Source organism: Streptomyces pratensis, assembly GCF_016804005.1.
Lineage (GTDB): Bacteria > Actinomycetota > Actinomycetes > Streptomycetales > Streptomycetaceae > Streptomyces > Streptomyces pratensis_A.
The window spans coordinates 4,173,556-4,192,161 of sequence record NZ_CP051486.1; the positions used below are offsets into that span (position 1 = coordinate 4,173,556).

An 18,606-nucleotide genomic window follows, 5' to 3' on the forward strand; every position below is an offset into this window, starting at 1 on the left:
ACTCTCGCCATACGCACCAGGGTGCGTGCGCACCCACGGTCGCGCTCGCGGCGCCCGCTTTTCCATGTCCTCGATGAACTGGTCCAGCCGGCGCTTGGCTTCTACATCTCGGATGTGCCGCCCAGGCGACGCCGACGGCCCACGAAGGGTGTTATCTTTGGTCAGCGAAAACTTGTTCGCACGGAGATTTCAAGGAGGTGAGTTGCATGGTCGTCGTGGAGACCACCGCTGCGCGCGGTGCCCGGATCATCCTCATCTCCCGGGCCTCGTCCTGACCTTCGTCTGCCTTCCTACCCGGTGGGGGTAGTTCCGGCACGCCTGCCGTCCGGCGGGGCCCCTTCTCAAGGGTCTCCACGTTGTTCCATCAACCCAATTCACGATCACACCACCCTGCGCTCTCTCCTCCTGCGCGCGTCCTGACTCCGGCCGACTACGGCTGGGACACGGAACGTGAACGTTCCTTCGCCTCGTCGCGGGCCGGCGGGCTGGTTCCGGCCCGCGTGGTGCGGGCCGAGCGTGGTCTGTGCGAGGTCGTCGCCGAGACCGGCCCCGTCCGCGCAGTGATCGCCCCCTCGTCGGAAACCGGTGACCAGCTGCCACCGTGCACAGGCGACTGGGTTGCCGTCCGGCCGGCCGGTGCGGCAACTGCCGCCACCGTCGTCGAGGTACTGGAGCGCCGGACCGCCGTGGTCCGCTCCACCACGTCGCGCGCCTCCCGAGCCCAGGTGCTGGCCGCGAACGTCGACACCGTGGCGGTGACCGTTTCCCTCGCCGACCCGCTCAAGCACGGGCGGATCGAGCGGATGCTCGCCCTGGCCTGGGAGAGCGACGCCAACCCTGTGGTGGTGCTCACCAAGGCCGACCTGTGCGCCGACCCAGTGTCGGCGGCCTCCGAGGTGGCCACGGTCGCCCCGGGCGTGGAGGTGCTGGTCACCAGCGCCGCCACCGGCGAGGGCACGGACGTCCTCGCCGCGGTCCTGTCGGGCACGATCGTCCTGCTCGGGCCCTCGGGTGCGGGCAAGTCCAGCCTCGGCAACCGTCTGCTGGGCAAGGACCTACTGGCCACCGGCACAGTGCGCGGGAGCGACGGCAAGGGCCGGCACACCACCGCATGGCGCGCGCTGCTGCCGCTGCCCCACGGCGGGGTCCTGCTGGACACCCCGGGCCTGCGTGGCATCGGCCTGCACGATGCCGACGAAGGCCTGGGCCAGACTTTCGCCGAGATCTCCGAGCTGGCTCGGGACTGCCGCTTCGCGGACTGCGCCCACGCCACCGAACCGGGCTGCGCCGTGCTGTCCGCCATGGAGGACGGCCACCTGACCCGGCGGCGCCTCGACAGCTACCACCGACTGCGGCGCGAGAACGCCTACGCCGCCTCTCGCACCGACGCGCGGCTGCGCGCCGAGCTCGAGCGGCCGAAGAAGCACGGCGCGCTACTGCGACGCGCCATCAAGCAGTCACCGAACTTCAAGGCATGACGGAAAGGAATCTGGTCATGGACCTTCCCCGCATCTTCACCATCCGCGAGAGCAGCCACCGGATCCACAACCCGCTGACCGCGGACAAGCTCGCCACCCTGGGCGATTCACTCCGCCTCGCCCCCGGAACACGGGCACTCGACCTGGCCAGTGGCTCGGGCGAGATGCTGTGCACCTGGGCCCGCGACCACAAGATCACAGGTACCGGGGTGGACATCAGCACGGTCTTCACCGAGCAGGCCCGAGCCCGCGCCGCCGAACTCGGCGTCGCCGACCGGGTCGATTTCATCCATGGTGACGCCGTCGGCCACGTCACGGACCAGCCCGTCGACCTGGCCGCCTGTGTCGGCGCCACCTGGATCGGCAACGGTGTCGCTGGGACGATCGAGCTGCTCGACCGCAGTCTCCGTCCCGGGGGCCTGATGCTGATCGGTGAACCGTACTGGCGCCGGACCCCTCCGGACGAGCAGACCGCCAAGGCCTGCCACGCCACCGCCATCGCCGACTACCGGGAACTCCCCGACTTGATCGGGCAGTTTCAGGACCTCGGGTACGACGTCGTGGAAATGACGCTGGCCGATCAGGACAGTTGGGACCGGTACGCCGCCGCCCAGTGGCTCAACATGCGCCGCTGGCTCGATCGCAACCCGGACGACGAACTGGCCCCAGAGGTAAGGGAAGGGCTCACCACCGAACCCGCCGGCTACGCGCGCTCCACCCGTGAGTATCTCGGCTGGGGAGTCTTCGCCCTCATGAAGCGCTGATGTACCCGTCCTGTGCGGGGCCCGGCCGTCACACCGTCCGGGCCCCGCACGGGACACTGCGTTCACTGCGGCGTGCATCGCGATCCCGCTCCGGGAGTGGATCCCTACGCAACCTTGCAAAGGGCGGGTCGCCGAAGATCTGCGACTCGGCCCCGGACTCAGGCTCCTCTGGGCTGGCCCCGACCGGGCCCCGGCGGACCAGGCACGGGCATGTAGGCTGCGCGCCCGTGGACGACACACGGCAGACGACGATCACTTTCGGCGGCATCCTGACACGGGAGGAGTTCGACGAGGCAGTCGCAGAGGCCGGATGGTTCCGACACCTGCGGTGGCTCGTCGTCGTGGCCGCGGTCCTGATGGCGGCGCTGAGCCTGCGCCACGCCGCCCAAGGTGGCCCGATCAACGCCGGTCTGCTGACCCTCGCTCTTGTCTACGGTGTGCTCGGCCTGTTCCTTGCCCCGCTGCTCGCGGGCCGCATGTTCAGTGCCGAGCAGGCCACGGGAGAGAAGCAGGTCGTGGTCGACAGCGCCGGCTTCGTCGTCTCCCGCAGCTCAGAAGAACTCATGCGGGTGCCGTGGTCGGCCATGTACCGCTACTACGAGACCGAGCGTGTCTTCGTCGTGACCGGACGCCTCGGCTGGAAGATCGGCCTGTTGATCGCGCCCAAGCGGCTGCTTGCCGGGACCGGCGAGACCGAGCTGAGAGGCGTTCTGCAGTCGGCTCCGCTCCGCCGCTCAAAGCGCCTACACAGCCGTTGACCGCTCCTCGCCAGGGCCGGGATCGCTTCGCCTCCGGCAAGAAACTCCAAGTTCGGTGTCAACGGACGAAGCAGCGGTCAGGAGCGGCGCGGTAGAGGCCCTGGAGGAGAACCGCCCCGAGGGATGCGACCGCCCGCGGACTCGCCGTGGTGAGTCGCCTACTCGCCCGAAGAGCTGCCGTTCGATCTCCTCGACCGATCTCCTCGACGCGGTTCACAGCACCCTCGGACGTTGCCGGAACTCCACTCGAGGGTGAGTCCCACTGTCACCGCGTCAAGGTCTCGCAGCATGTGAAGTGCTCGGCCAGGCCGAGGGTGGCAGGCAGCAAACCATCGCAGGATAGCGTGTCTGCCTGCGGGCGGCCTTGGTTGCGTGGTGCCGCTACAGGAACCGGAGGGCTTGATGATGGGATGGCGGCGGTTCGAGCGCTTGTCGGGGGGCAAGTCCGAGTACAGAGAGATCAGCCAGGAGGGGATCCGCTGTTCTGTCCGATGGGGGTCCGTCGGTGGGAGCCGTAAGGCCAGTACCTCGACGCTCAATGACGAGAAGCACGCGAGACGTCATGCCGCACGCAAGATAGGTGAGTTGCTGCGGAAGGGATTCGTCGAGGTTGAACCGGTGCCTGACGAGGCAGAGCTCGATCAGGCGTCGCCTGTTCTGGATGTGATCCGAGCCGGCTTCGGAGCGGCCGGCCCGGCTTCGGAGTATCTGCCGGTCGATGGCTTCGATGAGGTGTACTGCCGGATCCATTCGAGCCATGTGATGGGGTTTCACGAGTACGTCGTCCTGTGCGAGCAGGGACGTAGGGCTGCGCGGTTCGTCGTACGAGGAAAGAGCCATGAAGGCGGCGCGGTGTCTGCCTTCCTGGACTTCGTGTGTGCTCGACGTGGCCTGGCCTTCGACGGTCGTTCCCACCACAAGGTTCGTATGCCGATACCGGTCCGACGGTTCACCCACGCATTGTTTTGCGCACCGCCCCTCGGGCAGGCTTACCAGGCGTACCCGGCTCTCGCGCCTCGTGTAGCGACGGCATTTCCCATATTTGACTGCGAGATCGGTGATGCCGACCCCGAGGTTCTGGTTGACGCTCGAATCCATGGTCACGGCGCGTTGCCTTACAGCGATTGGGGCCGTGAACCGCAGCCGGTCGTAGACCTCCGGTTCGACATAGAGCATTCTGATCACCGGCGAGAAAAGACATTCAAGGTCTACCGGCCCACGGATTTCGAAGGACTTCTGGCCGTACTGCCGGATGCGACAGCGCAGAGTTGGCTGGAAGCCCGATCGTTCCGGGGAGAGGTCAGACGGTTCACACCCGGCAGCGCAGCGTCCGTGACAGAGGGAACTTCCTTCATCCTCGGCTGAGACGACTACGAATGCATCCAACTCATTTTCACCTGCAAGGCGCGCTCTGACTTCCATGCTGGTGCCGCGGAAGTCCCTCTGCCGGGTTCGCCGAGGAACAGCGGCCGCGTCCTGGAGAAGTTGACGGGTGACCACCTCGCCGAGCGACCGGTCCTGTACTTCGGGCCGCCAGGTGCAAGGTTGTCGTGGGGGTGGAGGTGAGGCGGAGGCTGACTCGGAGTATCATCCCTGCGAGTTTTCCGGTCGGCACTCCCCAACGTGGCTTTCTGCACACATGCTTCGGGACTACGGCCCGGCATCAACGCTTCGAACGGTAACCCCCGCAGTGGCTCAGCCGTACGGGGCGTCCGCGCAGAGAGGGGAATGGGTGTGGTGGAGAGCTGGTCCCGCGTGATGAATCTGCTTGAGCAGCACGCCCCGGCCCAATACGCGGAACTGCCTGGGCCCGCTACGGAGCAGCTGCTCGCGGCCGCCGAGGAACGGATGGGCATCCCCCTCCCTCAGGATCTGCGGGCGTGGCTGCTGCAGAACAATCTGGATCTTCCTGAGGAAGATGTGGACGACGAAGTGGCATGTTGCGGCTTCGCCGGGTTCCCTGACGAGGGCAGCTTCTTTCTGGGCATCCGGGCGATGGAGATCCTCTATTCGAACCGCTCCAGGATCGGCGGATTCGACCCTCCGGACCAGCCGGACAATCCGTTCTGGCGTAATGAGTGGATCCCGTTCCTGTCCGACCAGGACGGCTGGACGGGAAAGTTCATCGACGCACGGGACGGGCGTATCGGCAGGTGGTTCGTGGGCGAGATCACGATCACGGGCGAGTACGAATCACTGGCTCACTATTTCGATTCCGTGGCAGAGATGCTGACGAAGATCGCCGATGGAAACCATCCGGTCTGCGAGGTCGACGAAGGGCGACTCGTCTGGTCGTGACACAAAGGTGCCACGGTTGTTCCGGAGGAGTTGTTCCTTGAGCGTTCGCAGCTCAACCGCCGGTGGTGGTGCCGTAGGCGGCGTTAGAGCAGGAGCCGCGAGGGGCAGGGTGGAGTGTCGTCGAGGGAGCTGTCCGACGTCTCAACCCAACGGCACAGAAGCCCTTTTGATTCCCTGTCGCGCCTCACTCGACCTGCCTCACGCCCCAGGCCATTGGGTCACGATGTTCATCGTCACCCGTGAGGGTGGCAGACGGTGCAAACTCCCGCCGCACCAGCGAGCGCTCGTCACGCTCATGTACTCGGCCGTCATGACACCCCCGCCCGCATGGAAGCGCCTTCGGAAAACCCGACGGCATCGCCCATGCCTACGTCACGGCCGTCACCAACATGCTCGCCGACCGGACTCACGAGACAGTGCTGTGTTGCGGTGCGGTGCGGACGGTGTGACCGTGATTGAAAGGCTTGTCACGCACTCCCGGCAAGCCGGGCCAGGCCGGCGATCACGGGCGAGCGGTCACTCCTGGGCAGGTCGAATCGTCGATGAGGTCGGCCTCACGGCGTAGGTGCGGGGTGACGGCCTCAAAACGCCGTGTGTTCCCAGCACGCCACCGCGGAACAAAGCACTTCAGCGGGAGTCCACGTGACCCACGAAAACGAGCCCAACGCCGAGGCCGAGGGCGGCCCGGAAAACGACCGGTCCCTCCCCGACGCCGCAGACGCTCCGGTCCACCCCACGGCCGAGGAGTCCGACGCCCCATTGTGGTCTCAGGACGAGGAGAAGAGGCCGACCGTCCGGATCCTCGTGGTACAGATGGGCCATTGCTTCCGTACATCGGGCGCCACCGGCACACCAGGGGAACAGAAATTCGTGAAAGCGGTGGCGGATGCCTGTGCCGAGGAACTCGGAATGTCCGGTCCGCCGGGCCGGGAGCTTTGGCACCTGCGGGTCATCAAGGCCGACGAGCCCTTGGAGCAGTACGCCGGCGACGCGTTCGTCGCCTTCCACTGCGACGGCTCGACCAATCAGAGTGCGCACGGGGCGAGCGTCGGCTACCGCAACGCCCCAGGGCAGTCTCTCGCCCAGGCATGGAAACGTGCCTACGAGCTGCACGGCTGGTCGCGCGGATTTCGGGATGATAATTACACCGATAACCTGAAGAAGTACTACGGCACTCGAATGGCCGTCGAGGCCGGTAACCAGAGAGCTTTCATCGCCGAGTGCGGGTTCCTCACCAACCGCGACGACAAGGATCTGCTGACCGGCCCGGGCGGCGTCAAGCGCGTGGTGCGCGCCCTGCTGGATGCGCTCGGCATCTGAATCCTGGTGAGCCTCAGCCGCGCCGAGCAGGGCCCTTACGACTTCATGTCGGTGACGGCAACACCGCTGCATGCTCGCACCGACTCTCCCGCCGCATTCATCTCGGCGCTGCGCGAGGCGCAGTTCACGAAGGGGGCCGACGCGGCAGGGGGCCTTCACCCATGACCTCCGGCTTCCGCTCGCCCGGCTACTCGCCGAGCATGCGCAGCAAGCCGGCCTCGGCTTCCTCGCCCACCAGGCCATCGCGAACGACCGCCGGGCGGCCGTAGTCGCAGAGGGCTCCTGCATCACCATCACGGACCGTACGCCGTCGACTGTTCGCGCCCTTCTCAACGAGCGCCTGGCCCGGGCTGGCCGGCCGTCGACGACCGGCAGGCCGGCACGGGAGGCGCACCTGAAGGCCAGACGCGCGGCCTTGGACGACGGCAGGAGGATGTGCCTCAACCTGATCGGTCCGTCTGGACCGGCCGCCTGGAGTCGGACGTCACGACCGCCGCCGCCGCCGCTGGACCGAATCCGGGCCGTTCGGCAGTCACGGGGCTCATGAAGTACAGGTAGGCAGAACGGTGGTGAGCTGGGTCAGGTGGTCGGGGCGCACGCGGATTCCAGGGAGCCAGAGCTGCTTTCCCTCGTGCGTGGTCCGGATCCAGATGCTGGTGTGCTTGTGGTCCTCGTCGGTGACGGTGACGCCGTTGGCGATGGTGCAGGTGGCGTGAAGGAGGTCGTGGTGCCAGACACGGCCTGCGGAGTTGGTGGTGTTGTAGGGGCGGTAGGGGTTGTAGGCCAGGGAAAGCGCGCAATGGGTGGTGCGGGGTTTCTGGCAGGCTTTCTCGACGTTGTGGACGAGCACACCGGCATGACCACTCCCGCCCGTCCTTGCTTTTTCCCCTTGGGCGCCGAGTGCGGCGGGCGTGGCATCGGGCGTGCCCCGCAGCGGGAACAGCAAGAACCCGGCGGTCACGAGTGCGCCCGCGACGGCGGTCGCCGTGGCGATGGCCGCACGGCTGGTCAGGAGCACGCGGCGCAGGGGCTGAGGCCCGCGCCGTCGAGGCCACCATGCCGGACCAGCAGGGCGTGAAGGAGCGGCAGCGGTAGCCGCACCGCCGGTGGCAACGCCTGTGCTGGCGGTGGCATCTCGTTCGTCGGGCGGGGGGCTGTCGATTGCTTCCCACAGAACGCGGTACTGGGTGGGATCTGCCTCCATCGCCCGGCACAGGTCTCTCACCGCGGACCAGGCCGGCACGGTTTCGCCGCGGAAATAGCGGGAGAGTGACGAGTCGCTGATACGGACCTCGGTTTCCAGGCTGCGCAGTGTGCGCCCTGATTGCTGCTGCAGGCGCCGTAGCGCTGCTCCTAGCTCCCGTGCTGCCGCACCGTGGTCGGGTCGTTGGCCGGTCATCGAAAAGGGCCCTTTCACTGGACGGGGCAACGGCGTCCCGCCGGCTTCCCGTGTCCCGGGACAGGTACGTCCCAGCAGGTCAGGACTGTATTTATCCCGACATCGGTGAAGCAAGCGGGATCACGTCATGAAGGTGCTGCTTCCTGTGCAAACTCTGCGTACCGGCTGAAAGCAGATCACCCCCAAGGGTGAGCGTGCCGGTGGTCGTGGCCTTGTCGGCGGACGCCGTAATGGCCCGGCTTCGAACCCCTACCGGAAGGATCTTCATCATGCGTGTACGCATTGCACTGTCCGCTTTCGCAGCTGTCGCGGTTGCCGGGCTCGCCCTGGGCTCGACGGCCCCTGCCGTCGCGGCATCCGCCTCGGTCTCCCACAGGGTGACCGCTGTGCAGGCTGCCGACGGCCTCAACGTCCACCGCGAGAAGTTCATGACCTTGAACGGGTGCCAGACGGCTGGTCAGCAGGGCATCGAACGAGGGCACTGGGACCGTTACCAGTGCGCTGAGGGCTCCGCCTGGCCCTGGGTCTGGAACCTGTGGACCAACCGCTGAGCACCTAGTGCTGCCGGTGGCCTCCTCGATCACGCAGGAGGAGGCCGTCGACGGCCACCGGTGCTCTCCCGTACCTGGCGCGAGCCGGCACCCCGTCGGCCACCGTCCGACGCGACAGCCTCGCCGCATCCGGCAACCCGGCCGGGTGCGGCGGTCTCCCCGCGCCGCAGGCGGTCCGCCCGGCTCGCTGTGCCGCTGAGCGGCCAGTACGCCTAGCTCTTCACGGTCTTCGGGCCGGGGACGTGGACCTGGAACCCGGCCGGTCCGGACCGTGACGGTGCCCGCGCGTCGCGCCGAGTCTGCCGCCGGCGGCAGGGCCGATATCGCAGGCGGGAATGAGCAACGGTGTGCGGTCATAGGCGACCGCGACCGTGCTCTCGCGGCGGGTACCCCCACGCGCGCCGACTGCGACGTCTTCACGTTCGGCACACCAGCCCAGGCCCTTGTCATTCCACGGACAAGCTGCACCGCGCCCTCCGCCTGCGCCCGATGCCTCAGTCGGCTGAGCGAAATGATGTGGCCCACCTGCCTTCGGAGCGATCGATCGCGGTATCGGGCGGGAGCTGCGAGTCCGATGCGGTCCTGGCCGGTTGCGGCAGCCGGCATGTGCCAGCCTGCGCTCAGACGGTGGCGGCTTCCGGTCCGGCGTCAGGTTCGGGCCGGCGCGTCGAATGTCGAGTGCGGTGTCACGGCGGGGTGCGCAGTCGCGGCGCGGCCGGCCTGGCGGCCGTCGGCCAGAAGCGGGCAGACGTATTGGCCGTACGTTCGCCCGGTGCTCCGCGTCGGCCACCCACGGCACGCTTCGGTGGCCGGGGTGCAAGCCCGGCCTGATGCCGTTCACGCCACAACGGTCCTGCCTCGGCGAAAAGTACAGCGATCACCCCGGCCGGCCGGTAATCCTCCGGTCGCTGGTGATCGCCGGGTGTCTCACGTTCCCCACCGCGCAGGGTGATCGACGATCCGGAGCTCGGCGTCTCAATGCCGACCCACACGAGCTCGTCAGCCGCTAGAAGGGTTCAGCGGCGTCCAGAAGACCCTGTGGGAGGTAGGGGGATTCGACGCGGATGTCCCAGCCGCGGCGGCGGGCGTGGCAGGCCAGCGCGAGGATGTCGAGGTTTACGGAAGCATCCGGATCGTCGGCGCGGTCGGCGACCTGGTAGTAGGCACGGTGGGCTTCAAGCGCGTCGGTCAGGGCCAGGTTGAAGCTCTCAGCGTCTCCCTCCACGAGCTGCGACAGCAGTACCGCGGGCGGCATGGCGAAGCCCCAGTCCCTGGCCCGCTCGGCCTGCTGCAAGGCCCGATGCGCGGCCGGTTCGGAATCAGTGCCGTTCAGATAGGCGTGGAGGGCTTCGCGGTACGCGGCGAAAGCGGAGCCGTCCGGGCCGGTAAAGGCAGGGCCTGTGAGGACCAAGGGGGCAAGGTCCTCGCGCGCGCCGGTGACGAGGGCGAAGGCAGTGGCCTTGTGCCAGTTTCCGGGTCCGGCTTTATCGTTCCGCTCGGCCGGGTGGCGCAGCGCACGGCCGTCGATCGTCACCTCGACCTCGGTTCCTGGCTCCGCGAGTGCGATACGGAACAGCGCCGCCCCGATCTGAGAGGCCCTCCGAAGGCTCACGAGCTGGGCGTCCGTGACATCGTCGGAGGTCCCCGCTCGCCTTTTGAAGAGGCGCTCCTGGTCGCGCATGACGCTGTCGAGCCGCCGGACGGCGCGGGGTTCCGCGTCGACGGGGGCGGACGCCTCACGAGCGTGTTTCTCGTAATGAGCCTCGATCTGCGGGCCCACCGTCCAGTCCAAGGCCGGCCGCTCCACGACCAGGGGGCCTGCGGCGAGTGCGGCCACCGCGTCCGGCCTCCGGTTCCGGCCGAACCCCGCGACCCGCGGACCCCGGCTCTCGAAGCCGGTGACCAGCGCGTGCGGGAGGTAATCGGTTCGAACGGCAGGCTCCCAGCCCAGGGTCCGGTACGCGAGCGCGGCAAGGGCCATGGGAACAAGCGGGAGAAGGGTGCTCGGGGAAGCCGCAGGGCCGTGCAGGGTCGTGTGCCTGACCAGGAGGTCGGTCAGCGCGGCCTCGAAGGCCTCCCGGTCCCCGGCGGCCAGGGCGCGCAGCGTGTGCAGCGCCATGCTGTCCGGCTGGTCCAGGAGAGGCTTGCCCGTCTCCGCGGCGCGGGCACGGATGCGGTCCGTGGCTGCGTCGATGGCGGCGAGCCGAGCCTGCGCGCTCGGCGGGTACTCCTCGTCGTCACCGGTGTCGTCCAGGACCACGGCCATCAGCCCTGTGGCGAGCTCGCCGGCGGGCGTTCCCTGCGCCCGCGCGGCGAACTTCAACCGGGCGAAGTGGAAGGCCTCGCCGTGCCGCTCGGCCTTGTCCCTGAGGACCGACAGGCAGAGTGCGTCGGTCCAACCCCCAGGCGTGACGCTCTCCTCAGGGGCCTCCTCACCCGGGTCGTAGCTCATGCCGAAGTTCACGTATTCCAGGAAGACCTGGAAGCTGCTGTGCGGGTGGTACGCCGCATAGGCGACGGCGCCGGCCGCGGCTTCGGAGGCATCCTTGAGGGCGGCCTGCGCTTCCGAGCTGTGGAGGTCGGGCATCTCGACGGAGAGGGCGCCCAGATAGTCGAGGAACTCGTCGGCGATCGAGTGCCACTCGTAGACGGACATCCGGCCTGCCCGCGACATGGACCGCACCTGACGCCCGATGCGGTTCGTGAAGTCCTCGCGTGCCGCCGACACGACGGCCTCGCCCACCTGGTGACGCTCTATGCGCACTGCCCTGCTCCTTGATCGCTTCTCTCTGTTGACAGCCTATGCGCGGGATCTGACAGCCGGCTTGTGCCCGGATACGGGGCTCCGGCCGGGCTTCGCCGAGACATTCGTGGCGATTGGCGGTGCGGCTGCCGGGCCACGCCGGGAACTGACTGAGGGCGAAGTCCGAGCGGCTGTCCCGCCGCATCACCTGTCACGTCTACCGCGGCGCGGTGTCTGCCCTCAAGGAGGAGGCACCGGGCCGGACGGGCGCGAGGGTTCCGACGCAGGGGCCCTGGAGGCAGGCCGGGCGCGGGTCGTTCCCGTATCGCCCGCTGTTCCTGCTGAAACGCTTCAGCAGCTGCGTGAAGCGCGCTGTCAGGGATTCAGTGTGACGACCGCGGAAGCACACAGGGTGTTTGGCATCGAGGACGGACCCTCGCCCGGCACCCGGACTTCCGCGCCGAGGCCCGGCACGACCGTGGCCTGTACGCGCGAACCCACTCGGGCGGATCCCACAGCGCCTCAGCGGTCACGTGGGCCGGCCAGAGGATGCGCGACCGCATCGCTGCGCACGGGCTGGAAGACGTCGGGGCCAGTGGGTGCCAGGTCAGGCCTCGGGCCGGATGCCACGGACACGGACTCCGGCTGGGTGAAGTAGTCGGCGTCCTTGGGGCGGGTGCGCGCCACTCCCTGGGGACGGGGCGCGGGCTCGAGGTGAGGGATGTGTTTGGAGCAGTGCACGTACGCCTCGTGGAGGCTGATGACTGTCCACAGCACGGGGTGCCGCCCAGGGGCGGTGTCCGCGGGTACCCAGGGGTGGGCGGCACGCAGCTCCTGGTCGCCGACGAGCTGGGCGGATCCGTTGACGTGCAGTCCGATGTGGTCGTGGGTGAAGTCCATGAAGAGCAGACCGATGTGCGGGTTCTCGGCGATGTTGCCGGCGCTGGCCAGGACGCCGTTCCCACGGTACTCGGGATAGGCCAGGGTGCGGTCGCCCAGCACGGTGACGAAGCCGGGAGGGCCTGCGCGGAAGGTGGCGTCACAGTGGCCGCGGGCATCGGAGGTGGAGAGGAAGACCATTGACTGACGGTGGATGAAGTCGCGCATGGCCGCGGTGAGGTGCGGGTGGACCTGCCGGTCGTAGAAGGCGTCGGCGCGTTCGCTCGTGCCCAGGTGGGCCTGCAACATGCGCTCTCCGCGCGAGGGGGTGACGTCGTGGCGGGTCACAGCTGGTCGATCTCCTGACCGGGTCGGTGCGACGTGAGGGGGGCGGTGAGGATGGGGGTGTCGAGCGGGTCGTGATGAATTTGGGACCGGGGCGTGCCCTGGTGCAGGAGGGTGTGCACGGCCGTGGTGACCATGTCAGGCGGACCGCAGAGGAAGGCTTCGTGCCAGCCCCAAGGACCGAACCTGTGCAGGACCTGCGGAAGTGTGCCCTGCTCACCGGGGATGTTCTCGTGCGAGACGGCGGCCCTGACGGACAGCCAATGGTGACGTTGGGCCAGGCGCAGCATGTCGTCCAGGCCGTAGAGCTCTTGGGCGGTGCGGGCCCCGATGAACAGGTCGACTTGGCGGCGCATCCCGGAGACGGCGGCTTCCTCGATCATGGCGCGGATCGGCGCGAGACCGGTCCCGCCGGCAACCATCAACAGGTCGCGGTCGCCTGCTGTGGCGAGCGTCATCTCGCCCTGGGGCGGTCCGAGCCGGACCCTGTGCCCTGGGGTGGCGTGGTGAACCAGCGCGTTGCTGACCTGGCCGCGGTGGACGGCACGGACGTGGAAGGTGAGCGTGTGGTCGGTACGCGGCAGATGGGCGGGGGAATAGTGCCGCCATGTACGGGGGTACCACGGGGTTTCCATGCTCACGTACTGGCCTGCGACGTAGCGGTAGGGCTGGTCGGGCTGCACCGTGATCTCGGCGATGCCGTGGCCGCGGTATTCGTGGCGGATGATCTCCGCTTCCCAGGAGGCAGGGCGCAGGCGGGTGTCATCGTCGGCGGCCGCGATCATCACCTGGGCTGCAATGGTGTAGGCCCGGGTCCAGGCGGCGGCGACCTCGGCGTTCCACGCGGTTCCGGCGTAGCGGGTCAGGGAGGCGACAAGACAGTCGCCTACTGCCGGGTAGTGGTCCTCCAGGGCTCCGAACTTACGGTGGTCCCGGCCGAGCCGGGAGCAGAACTGCACGAGGTTGTCGACGTCGTCGACGAGATCGATGATGCGCAGCAGTCCGCGTAGCAGCCGGTCACGCTGAACGTCCATATTGTCCGGGAACAGCCCTCGCACCTCGGGATACCGGGCGAAGAGGATGGCGTAGAAGTAGACGGTCATCTCCGCGGCCTGCGGCGCGACCACCGCCAGGCTCGTGCGCACCAGGGAGATTTCCCGGTCTGTCAGCGGGGCGGCCGTCATGACCGGCCCTCGGAACGCGCAGGGCGGAGGCAGGTCTTCACTCGCCGAGCGGAAACGGCGCGGGGGCCAGCAGATGTCGCACACGGTGAGTGGATCACCAGGCGTACCGGATGTGCCGACATGTAAAAATTCGCAATCTTAGAAGGACGTTCCGTGTCGCTCAGGTTCAGAACAGCGAAAGTGTGATCAGCGGACGAGCCATTGTGCACATAGGGCGGCAGGGCCGATCCCACTTGCGGGACCAACGCCGCGCCCCCAAATCATCACAATGTGCTGAAGAACGACGGCTCGCGACCCCTCCACTTCGGAAGCATGAGCACGCGGCAGGCCCCGTCACCAGGGCCTCCGGCCGTCCGGGACCGCCCCGGCGCGGTACTGGGTAGCCCGTACGCGAGTGCAATGGGGAGATTCGGTAAGCAAATCCAATTGATCAAGTGAAGAGACCTCGAGGGATGATCCGCAAGCAGTCGCCCCGCGGATCAACAACGTTCTCGCGGCCTGTGCCGGGTCGCCGGGCTCGGCACCTCGAACCTTGACGGCGGCCTGCGCGTACCCCCCAGCGGACCGCCGAGCCGGTTCCGGCAGTCACCCCCACACCAGCACGTCGGCCCCACCGGCTTCCCACGCGTCGTGGGCGTAGTCGGCGACCAGCCGGCTGTTGCCCGGGCCCGCCGCGTCAGTCACTGCCTGGCACAGCACCGCCGTGTCCCCGCCTGCGGCCGCCGACCGCAGCTGCTCGGTCTCGTGCCGGTACTGGAAGGACCGCGCCAAGGACGCGATCAACTCGCCTGTTCGGCCAGGACGCCCGCCGGCTGTGCTGATCACGAGCGTCAACGACGCCGGTGATCAATACAGTCGGCAGCGACACTCGGGTGGTCCCAAATCGCCGGCTGGGACGGCGTCCACGTCAGACCCTGGACCGGCTGGGTCTACGCCACCTTCGTCCTGGACGTGTTCTCCCGCATGACGGTCGGACGTGACGCCGATCTTGTGGGTGAGACAGCCGGCGCGCCTTCCGGTTGCCGGTACCGGCTCATCGCGTTCTCAGCGCGCGGCTTCGGGACCGGTTCTTCGCGATGTTTCGGATCTTCGTTCTGCTGCCTGACTCGGCGAGCAGGGCTAGTACCTCCGGAGACGTCGACTCCTCGGCGAGGGAGCGCTGCATCCAGTACGTGACCTCCGCCAACTCGGCCGGTCCCGGCACGTGACCGTCCTCGACGGACAGACGGAACAGCCAGTCGTGGATGCGGCGGCGGATGAAGTCGCGGAACCCGTCCGTCTTGAGCTGGCCGAGTTCCGGCAGCAGTTCGGCCGACCACTGCCGGAACTCGGCAGGGCCGGTCACCTTCGTCGCGATCCTGTCCACGAGGGCGACCACGGCCGTCTTGGACGCCATCTCGTCCGGGTCACGCAGGATCGTGGCCACGATCGCGCGGTCTCGGCCGCGGCTCCGCGAGGAAGCGGTCACCGACACGACGCGTTGGTATGCGGACGATCGCACGTGCCCGTCCGCGACAGCAAGGTCGACGTCCACGTCGCGGATGCCTGCCCCCGCCAGCAACTCGGTCACATCGGAATACAACGTCAACACTTCATCCCTTCTCACAGGGCCCGCCTCCGCATCGCGGGCATCTCCGCCGGTCCGCACGCTGATCCAGACGCAACGGCCCTACAGGACTGTCTCCTTGAAAGGCTACGGGCGCCATTCCTGCTGGTAGCCAGGGTGTTCGGCGTATGACTGGCCAAGAACTGGCAGCGCGTATGCCAGGCCGGCCGAGCGGGAGTCCGAGGCATCCATGGCTTCGTGGTCGTTCGCCAGTTGGCGTAGCCGCTCATTCTCCATGTGCAGTTCTCGGTCGGCTTCCCGGAGCGCTCGCACCAGCGATTCCTGTGACTTGGTGCTGATCCGCTGGTGATCGGGCAAGGCCGGTTGCCCGGTGGCGGGCTGCTTGCTCGCGAGGTGGCGCAGTCTGGCCAGCAGCGTCGTCCAGGCCGCGTCGTAGGGAAAGGTCCGTGAGACGCCGGCCCGGGCGGAGACGCCGGTGACGGTAACCGCTCCGCCATCGTGCTCCAGGGCCTCCAGGACAGGCTGGACGCGCGCGATGCTGGGGCATCCGGTGCCGGCCGCCCTGCTGGCAGCACTGCGGCGGCAGGGCGAACCGCTTCCGCTGAGCCGGCTGTTCTGGGAGCCTGGTCACAAGCGGCAGCGTGAGCCTTCCTGCGGGCCGAGGACCTCAAGGTGCGCCTTGGTCGCTGCGCACCAGGGACTCAATCGCAGGTGCTGCCTTGGTGACCCTGCTTCTGTTCACCCTCTGGACCTCCGTCCAGTTGGTCTTCCTGCAGCAGGAGTACTGGACCAGCGGCATCGGTCCGATCGTGGTCGGCGCGTGGTGCCGTCTGGTGCTGCAGGCATCGATGGCGGTGCCGCTGGTCTGGCTTGTGGGCTGCTGCCGGCCCGGGTGCCGTGTCCGGTTCGCGGCCCACTGCCGCCGGCTCCCGGCGCACCCGGCCGAGCGGGGCCTCAGCACAGAGGGGGGTGACCTGCTGGGCCGCAGCTGGACCTGGCGCAGCGCGTACCAGCGGGACACGGACGAGGTGACGTGGATGGACAGCGGAGGCGAGTTCTGATGACGAAGACGCCGAAGAGCCGGGGCGACCGGAGCACGTCTGAGAAGCAGCGCACGCTGCGGCGCACTCTCCGCACCTGGCGGGTCCGGCGCCTTTTCCGGCACTGGAAGCGGCCGGAGGCCCTGCCCTGGCCGGACGTGCACGAGGACATCGCGTACCTCACCCGGAAGTTGGGACGCTGGCACCCCCACACCCTCGCCGCCCGTTCGAGGGCGTCCTCCTGGCTCAGCCTCGAAGGCCGGCACACAGATGTCCTGCGGCTGGCCGAGGCGGACGTGGCCGAACGGACCGCGGAGTTCGGGGCTGACGATCCCGACACGCTGGGGTGTCGGTCGTCACTCGCCTGGAGCCGACGCAGGGTCGGTGATCTGGACGGCGCCGTCGCCGAAGCGCGGGTCGTCGCGGAGGACTCCGCCAGGGTGCTGGGCCCCGACCACGCCGACACCCACCGCCGACGGGCGAGCCTGGCCCGGTTCCTCGCGGAGAACGGCGAAGCGGCCGAGGGAGTACGCCTCCTGCGAGACCTGTACGCCGAGTCACAGGCGTTCAGATGGAAACGGAGGGACGAAACGCGGTCCATCCGCACGACCCTGGTCACGGCGCTGGAGCTCAACGGCGACCTCCAGGAGGCCCTGGACCTCCTGGACGAGGAGATCCAAGCCGAGCGGGGGACCATCTACGGCGTCGACGAGAACCTCGGTGACCACGAGATGAAACGTCTGCAGGAGCGGCGCACCCGGCTGGCCTCCGACGTGGCTCTGCAGGACTGGAACCGGCGGAGGAAGCAGGAGCGGAGAAAGCGGAGGAAGGACGCCCCCGGCCGGTGACAACTGTGGACCGGGGAACTGTAAAGGACACCCGCATGGATGCCGACTTGTCGGGATGGACGTTCGCAGCGAAGATCGCGAAGAAGCTCACGTCGGAATGGACAGTCTCGGCCAAGGGTTGTTGCAGAACGCCTGGGATTGGGTATTCCCGTTGTATGGGCGGGGTGTTGCGGGCTGAGTCGTTGTGGGTGGAGACGTTCACCGGCTTGTGAATGAGCCGGCTCGGGAAGGTGATGAAGGCAGTACGGGAGCGGGGAGGAAACGGTCCTGGTGGTGGCCCCCCTGGTGCCTGCCGCTGGCGGACCGGGTCCTGCTGGTGGTCGCCCACCGGCGCACCGACCTCACGATGCGGCAGCTCGCCCCGCTGTTCGGCTGCTCCCCGGCTACCGTCTGCCGGATCATCCAGCGCCTGCGGCCGCTCCTCGCGATCGAGCCGGCGCCTCGGCCCGTCGCGGATATCGAACGGCTGTGGATCGTGGACGGAACCCTCGTCCCAGTCCGCGACCGCAAGGTCGCCGCGTCCTCCCGTAACTTCGGTTCTCGGTGAATGCGCGGGTCGTCATCGATACGGACAGCCGCCTGGTGATCGCCTCGGCCCGCCCCGTCCCCGGGAACAAGGCCGACGCCCACACGGGCGGGAATCGGACCTGCCGGCCATCGCGGTCGGCACGACGGTCATCGCAGACGGCGCCTGCCTGGGCACCGTATCGATCGTCCCGCACCGCAGAAGATCCGGACGCCCGATGCTGCGCGGCCAGGAAGAGGAGAACGCCGAACACCGACGCGTCCGCGCCCGAGTCGAGCGCACCATCGCCCGCATGAAGAACTGGAGAATCCTTCAGTCGCCGGTCGTACCGTCGAGCATCTCGCGCAGGATGTCCAGGTGGCCGTTGTGGCGGGCTGTCTCCTCGATGAGGTGGTGCAGGATCCAGCGCAGGTCGACGTGGAGGCCGTTGCGGACGGCTCGCCGGGCATGCTCGTCCAGGTCGTTCCCGGCGACCAGTTCGCGGTACCGGGCGCTCTGGTCGGCGTATTCGTCGAGCAACTGCGCGAGCGGGAAGTCGACGGCGATACGCATCTCGCGGTCGGGGTCCTCCTCGGTCCAGGGGCCCCGGTCGTCCTCGCCGAGGAAGACCACTTGGAACCAGTAGTACTCGACCCAGCGAAGGTGGTTGATCACTCCGCTCATGGTCATCAGCGGTGAGCCCGGCAGGAGCGCCTTGCCCGCGTTCTCGTCGGAGACGCCGTCGCATTTGGCGCGTGCGGTGTCACGTGTGTAGTCGAGAAACGTGGTGAGCTGGGTGCGCTCGTCCCACGCGGGCGGCGTGTCATCGATTCTGGTCATCGCGCGAAGCCTCCCCGATCATCACGACCGATGTCGAGGCAATTTCCGATGAGCCCAACCTGCTCCACCTGGCTCCTTGTCCGGCAG

Annotated in this window: 17 protein-coding genes and 3 pseudogenes; 11 read left to right on the forward strand and 9 right to left on the reverse strand. The window is 68.1% G+C overall.

Annotated features, from left to right (window positions below; genetic code table 11):
• Positions 1 to 416 precede the first annotated feature (416 nt).
• The 7 genes and pseudogenes from rsgA (at position 417) to HED23_RS16775 (ending at position 6,618) form a co-directional block, all read left to right on the forward strand.
• The gene (gene rsgA, locus HED23_RS16750; protein ID WP_203187519.1) at positions 417 to 1,478 is read left to right on the forward strand and encodes a ribosome small subunit-dependent GTPase A; all 1,062 of its coding nucleotides are present in this window, start codon (positions 417 to 419) and stop codon (positions 1,476 to 1,478) included.
• A gap of 17 nt (positions 1,479 to 1,495) precedes the next feature.
• Positions 1,496 to 2,242, forward strand: coding sequence for an SAM-dependent methyltransferase (locus tag HED23_RS16755; RefSeq protein ID WP_203184201.1), 747 nt, complete (start codon positions 1,496 to 1,498; stop codon positions 2,240 to 2,242).
• A gap of 227 nt (positions 2,243 to 2,469) precedes the next feature.
• Positions 2,470 to 3,000, forward strand: a complete 531-nt coding sequence (locus HED23_RS16760; RefSeq protein WP_203184202.1) for a YcxB family protein — start codon at positions 2,470 to 2,472, stop codon at positions 2,998 to 3,000.
• 618 nt (positions 3,001 to 3,618) lie between these two features.
• Positions 3,619 to 4,365 carry a hypothetical protein gene (locus tag HED23_RS16765; protein ID WP_238441999.1) on the forward strand — a complete coding sequence of 249 codons (747 nt, stop codon included), beginning with the start codon at positions 3,619 to 3,621 and terminating at the stop codon, positions 4,363 to 4,365.
• 363 nt (positions 4,366 to 4,728) lie between these two features.
• Complete coding sequence (locus HED23_RS16770) at positions 4,729 to 5,298, forward strand: SMI1/KNR4 family protein (protein ID WP_203184203.1); 570 nt, start codon at positions 4,729 to 4,731, stop codon at positions 5,296 to 5,298.
• Between the two features lie 166 nt (positions 5,299 to 5,464).
• Positions 5,465 to 5,702 (forward strand): annotated as a pseudogene (locus HED23_RS35220) (IS5/IS1182 family transposase); the annotation flags it as partial.
• 238 nt (positions 5,703 to 5,940) lie between these two features.
• On the forward strand, positions 5,941 to 6,618 hold the full coding sequence (locus HED23_RS16775; RefSeq protein ID WP_203184204.1) for an N-acetylmuramoyl-L-alanine amidase: 678 nt from the start codon (positions 5,941 to 5,943) through the stop codon (positions 6,616 to 6,618).
• 541 nt (positions 6,619 to 7,159) lie between these two features.
• Here the strand turns inward: HED23_RS16775 and HED23_RS35225 are convergent.
• The gene (locus HED23_RS35225; RefSeq protein WP_238442356.1) at positions 7,160 to 7,636 is read right to left on the reverse strand and encodes a hypothetical protein; all 477 of its coding nucleotides are present in this window, start codon (positions 7,634 to 7,636) and stop codon (positions 7,160 to 7,162) included.
• 225 nt (positions 7,637 to 7,861) lie between these two features.
• Positions 7,862 to 8,017, reverse strand: a pseudogene (locus HED23_RS35230) (helix-turn-helix domain-containing protein); the annotation flags it as partial.
• Between the two features lie 269 nt (positions 8,018 to 8,286).
• Between HED23_RS35230 and HED23_RS16785 the strand changes: the two are divergent.
• On the forward strand, positions 8,287 to 8,568 hold the full coding sequence (locus HED23_RS16785; RefSeq protein WP_203184206.1) for a hypothetical protein: 282 nt from the start codon (positions 8,287 to 8,289) through the stop codon (positions 8,566 to 8,568).
• A 1,006-nt stretch (positions 8,569 to 9,574) separates the two neighbouring features.
• Here HED23_RS16785 and HED23_RS16790 read toward each other — a convergent pair.
• The 6 genes from HED23_RS16790 to HED23_RS16815 form a co-directional block, all read right to left on the reverse strand.
• Positions 9,575 to 11,332 carry an immunity 49 family protein gene (locus HED23_RS16790; RefSeq protein WP_238442000.1) on the reverse strand — a complete coding sequence of 586 codons (1,758 nt, stop codon included), beginning with the start codon at positions 11,330 to 11,332 and terminating at the stop codon, positions 9,575 to 9,577.
• A gap of 501 nt (positions 11,333 to 11,833) precedes the next feature.
• Complete coding sequence (locus tag HED23_RS16795; RefSeq protein WP_238442001.1) at positions 11,834 to 12,538, reverse strand: pyridoxamine 5'-phosphate oxidase family protein; 705 nt, start codon at positions 12,536 to 12,538, stop codon at positions 11,834 to 11,836.
• Positions 12,535 to 13,719: a globin domain-containing protein gene (locus tag HED23_RS16800; RefSeq protein WP_203184207.1), complete on the reverse strand. Its 1,185-nt coding sequence runs from the start codon at positions 13,717 to 13,719 to the stop codon at positions 12,535 to 12,537. The genes HED23_RS16795 and HED23_RS16800 overlap by 4 nt, the downstream gene beginning before the upstream one ends.
• Positions 13,720 to 14,304: 585 nt before the next feature.
• Positions 14,305 to 14,490, reverse strand: coding sequence for a hypothetical protein (locus HED23_RS16805; RefSeq protein ID WP_203184208.1), 186 nt, complete (start codon positions 14,488 to 14,490; stop codon positions 14,305 to 14,307).
• A 262-nt stretch (positions 14,491 to 14,752) separates the two neighbouring features.
• The gene (locus tag HED23_RS16810) at positions 14,753 to 15,307 is read right to left on the reverse strand and encodes a hypothetical protein (protein ID WP_203184209.1); all 555 of its coding nucleotides are present in this window, start codon (positions 15,305 to 15,307) and stop codon (positions 14,753 to 14,755) included.
• Positions 15,308 to 15,412: 105 nt separating this feature from the next.
• Positions 15,413 to 15,823, reverse strand: coding sequence for a DUF6221 family protein (locus tag HED23_RS16815; RefSeq protein WP_338019623.1), 411 nt, complete (start codon positions 15,821 to 15,823; stop codon positions 15,413 to 15,415).
• A gap of 185 nt (positions 15,824 to 16,008) precedes the next feature.
• Between HED23_RS16815 and HED23_RS16820 the strand changes: the two genes are divergently transcribed.
• The 3 genes and pseudogenes from HED23_RS16820 to HED23_RS16830 all read left to right on the forward strand — a co-directional run.
• Positions 16,009 to 16,347: a hypothetical protein gene (locus HED23_RS16820; protein WP_203184210.1), complete on the forward strand. Its 339-nt coding sequence runs from the start codon at positions 16,009 to 16,011 to the stop codon at positions 16,345 to 16,347.
• Positions 16,347 to 17,174, forward strand: a complete 828-nt coding sequence (locus tag HED23_RS16825) for a tetratricopeptide repeat protein (RefSeq protein WP_203184211.1) — start codon at positions 16,347 to 16,349, stop codon at positions 17,172 to 17,174. Before HED23_RS16820 ends, HED23_RS16825 begins: the two co-directional genes overlap by 1 nt.
• A 212-nt stretch (positions 17,175 to 17,386) precedes the next feature.
• Positions 17,387 to 18,016 (forward strand): annotated as a pseudogene (locus tag HED23_RS16830) (transposase family protein); the annotation flags it as partial.
• Here the strand turns inward: HED23_RS16830 and HED23_RS16835 are convergent.
• Entirely contained in the window at positions 18,013 to 18,519 is a 507-nt protein-coding gene (locus tag HED23_RS16835; RefSeq protein WP_203184212.1) for a DinB family protein, read from the reverse strand. The pseudogene HED23_RS16830 and the gene HED23_RS16835 sit on opposite strands and share 4 nt — an antisense overlap.
• Positions 18,520 to 18,606: the final 87 nt, after the last annotated feature.

Excerpts from the sequence above, each read along its gene's own strand:
- HED23_RS16755 (WP_203184201.1), top strand. The coding sequence starts at position 1,496 with ATGGACCTTCCCCGCATCTTCACCATCCGCGAGAGCAGCCACCGGATC.
- HED23_RS16770 (WP_203184203.1), top strand. The coding sequence starts at position 4,729 with ATGGGTGTGGTGGAGAGCTGGTCCCGCGTGATGAATCTGCTTGAGCAG.
- HED23_RS16785 (WP_203184206.1), top strand. The coding sequence starts at position 8,287 with ATGCGTGTACGCATTGCACTGTCCGCTTTCGCAGCTGTCGCGGTTGCC.
- HED23_RS16800 (WP_203184207.1), bottom strand. The coding sequence starts at position 13,719 with ATGACGGCCGCCCCGCTGACAGACCGGGAAATCTCCCTGGTGCGCACG.
- HED23_RS16825 (WP_203184211.1), top strand. The coding sequence starts at position 16,347 with ATGACGAAGACGCCGAAGAGCCGGGGCGACCGGAGCACGTCTGAGAAG.
- HED23_RS16835 (WP_203184212.1), bottom strand. The coding sequence starts at position 18,519 with ATGACCAGAATCGATGACACGCCGCCCGCGTGGGACGAGCGCACCCAG.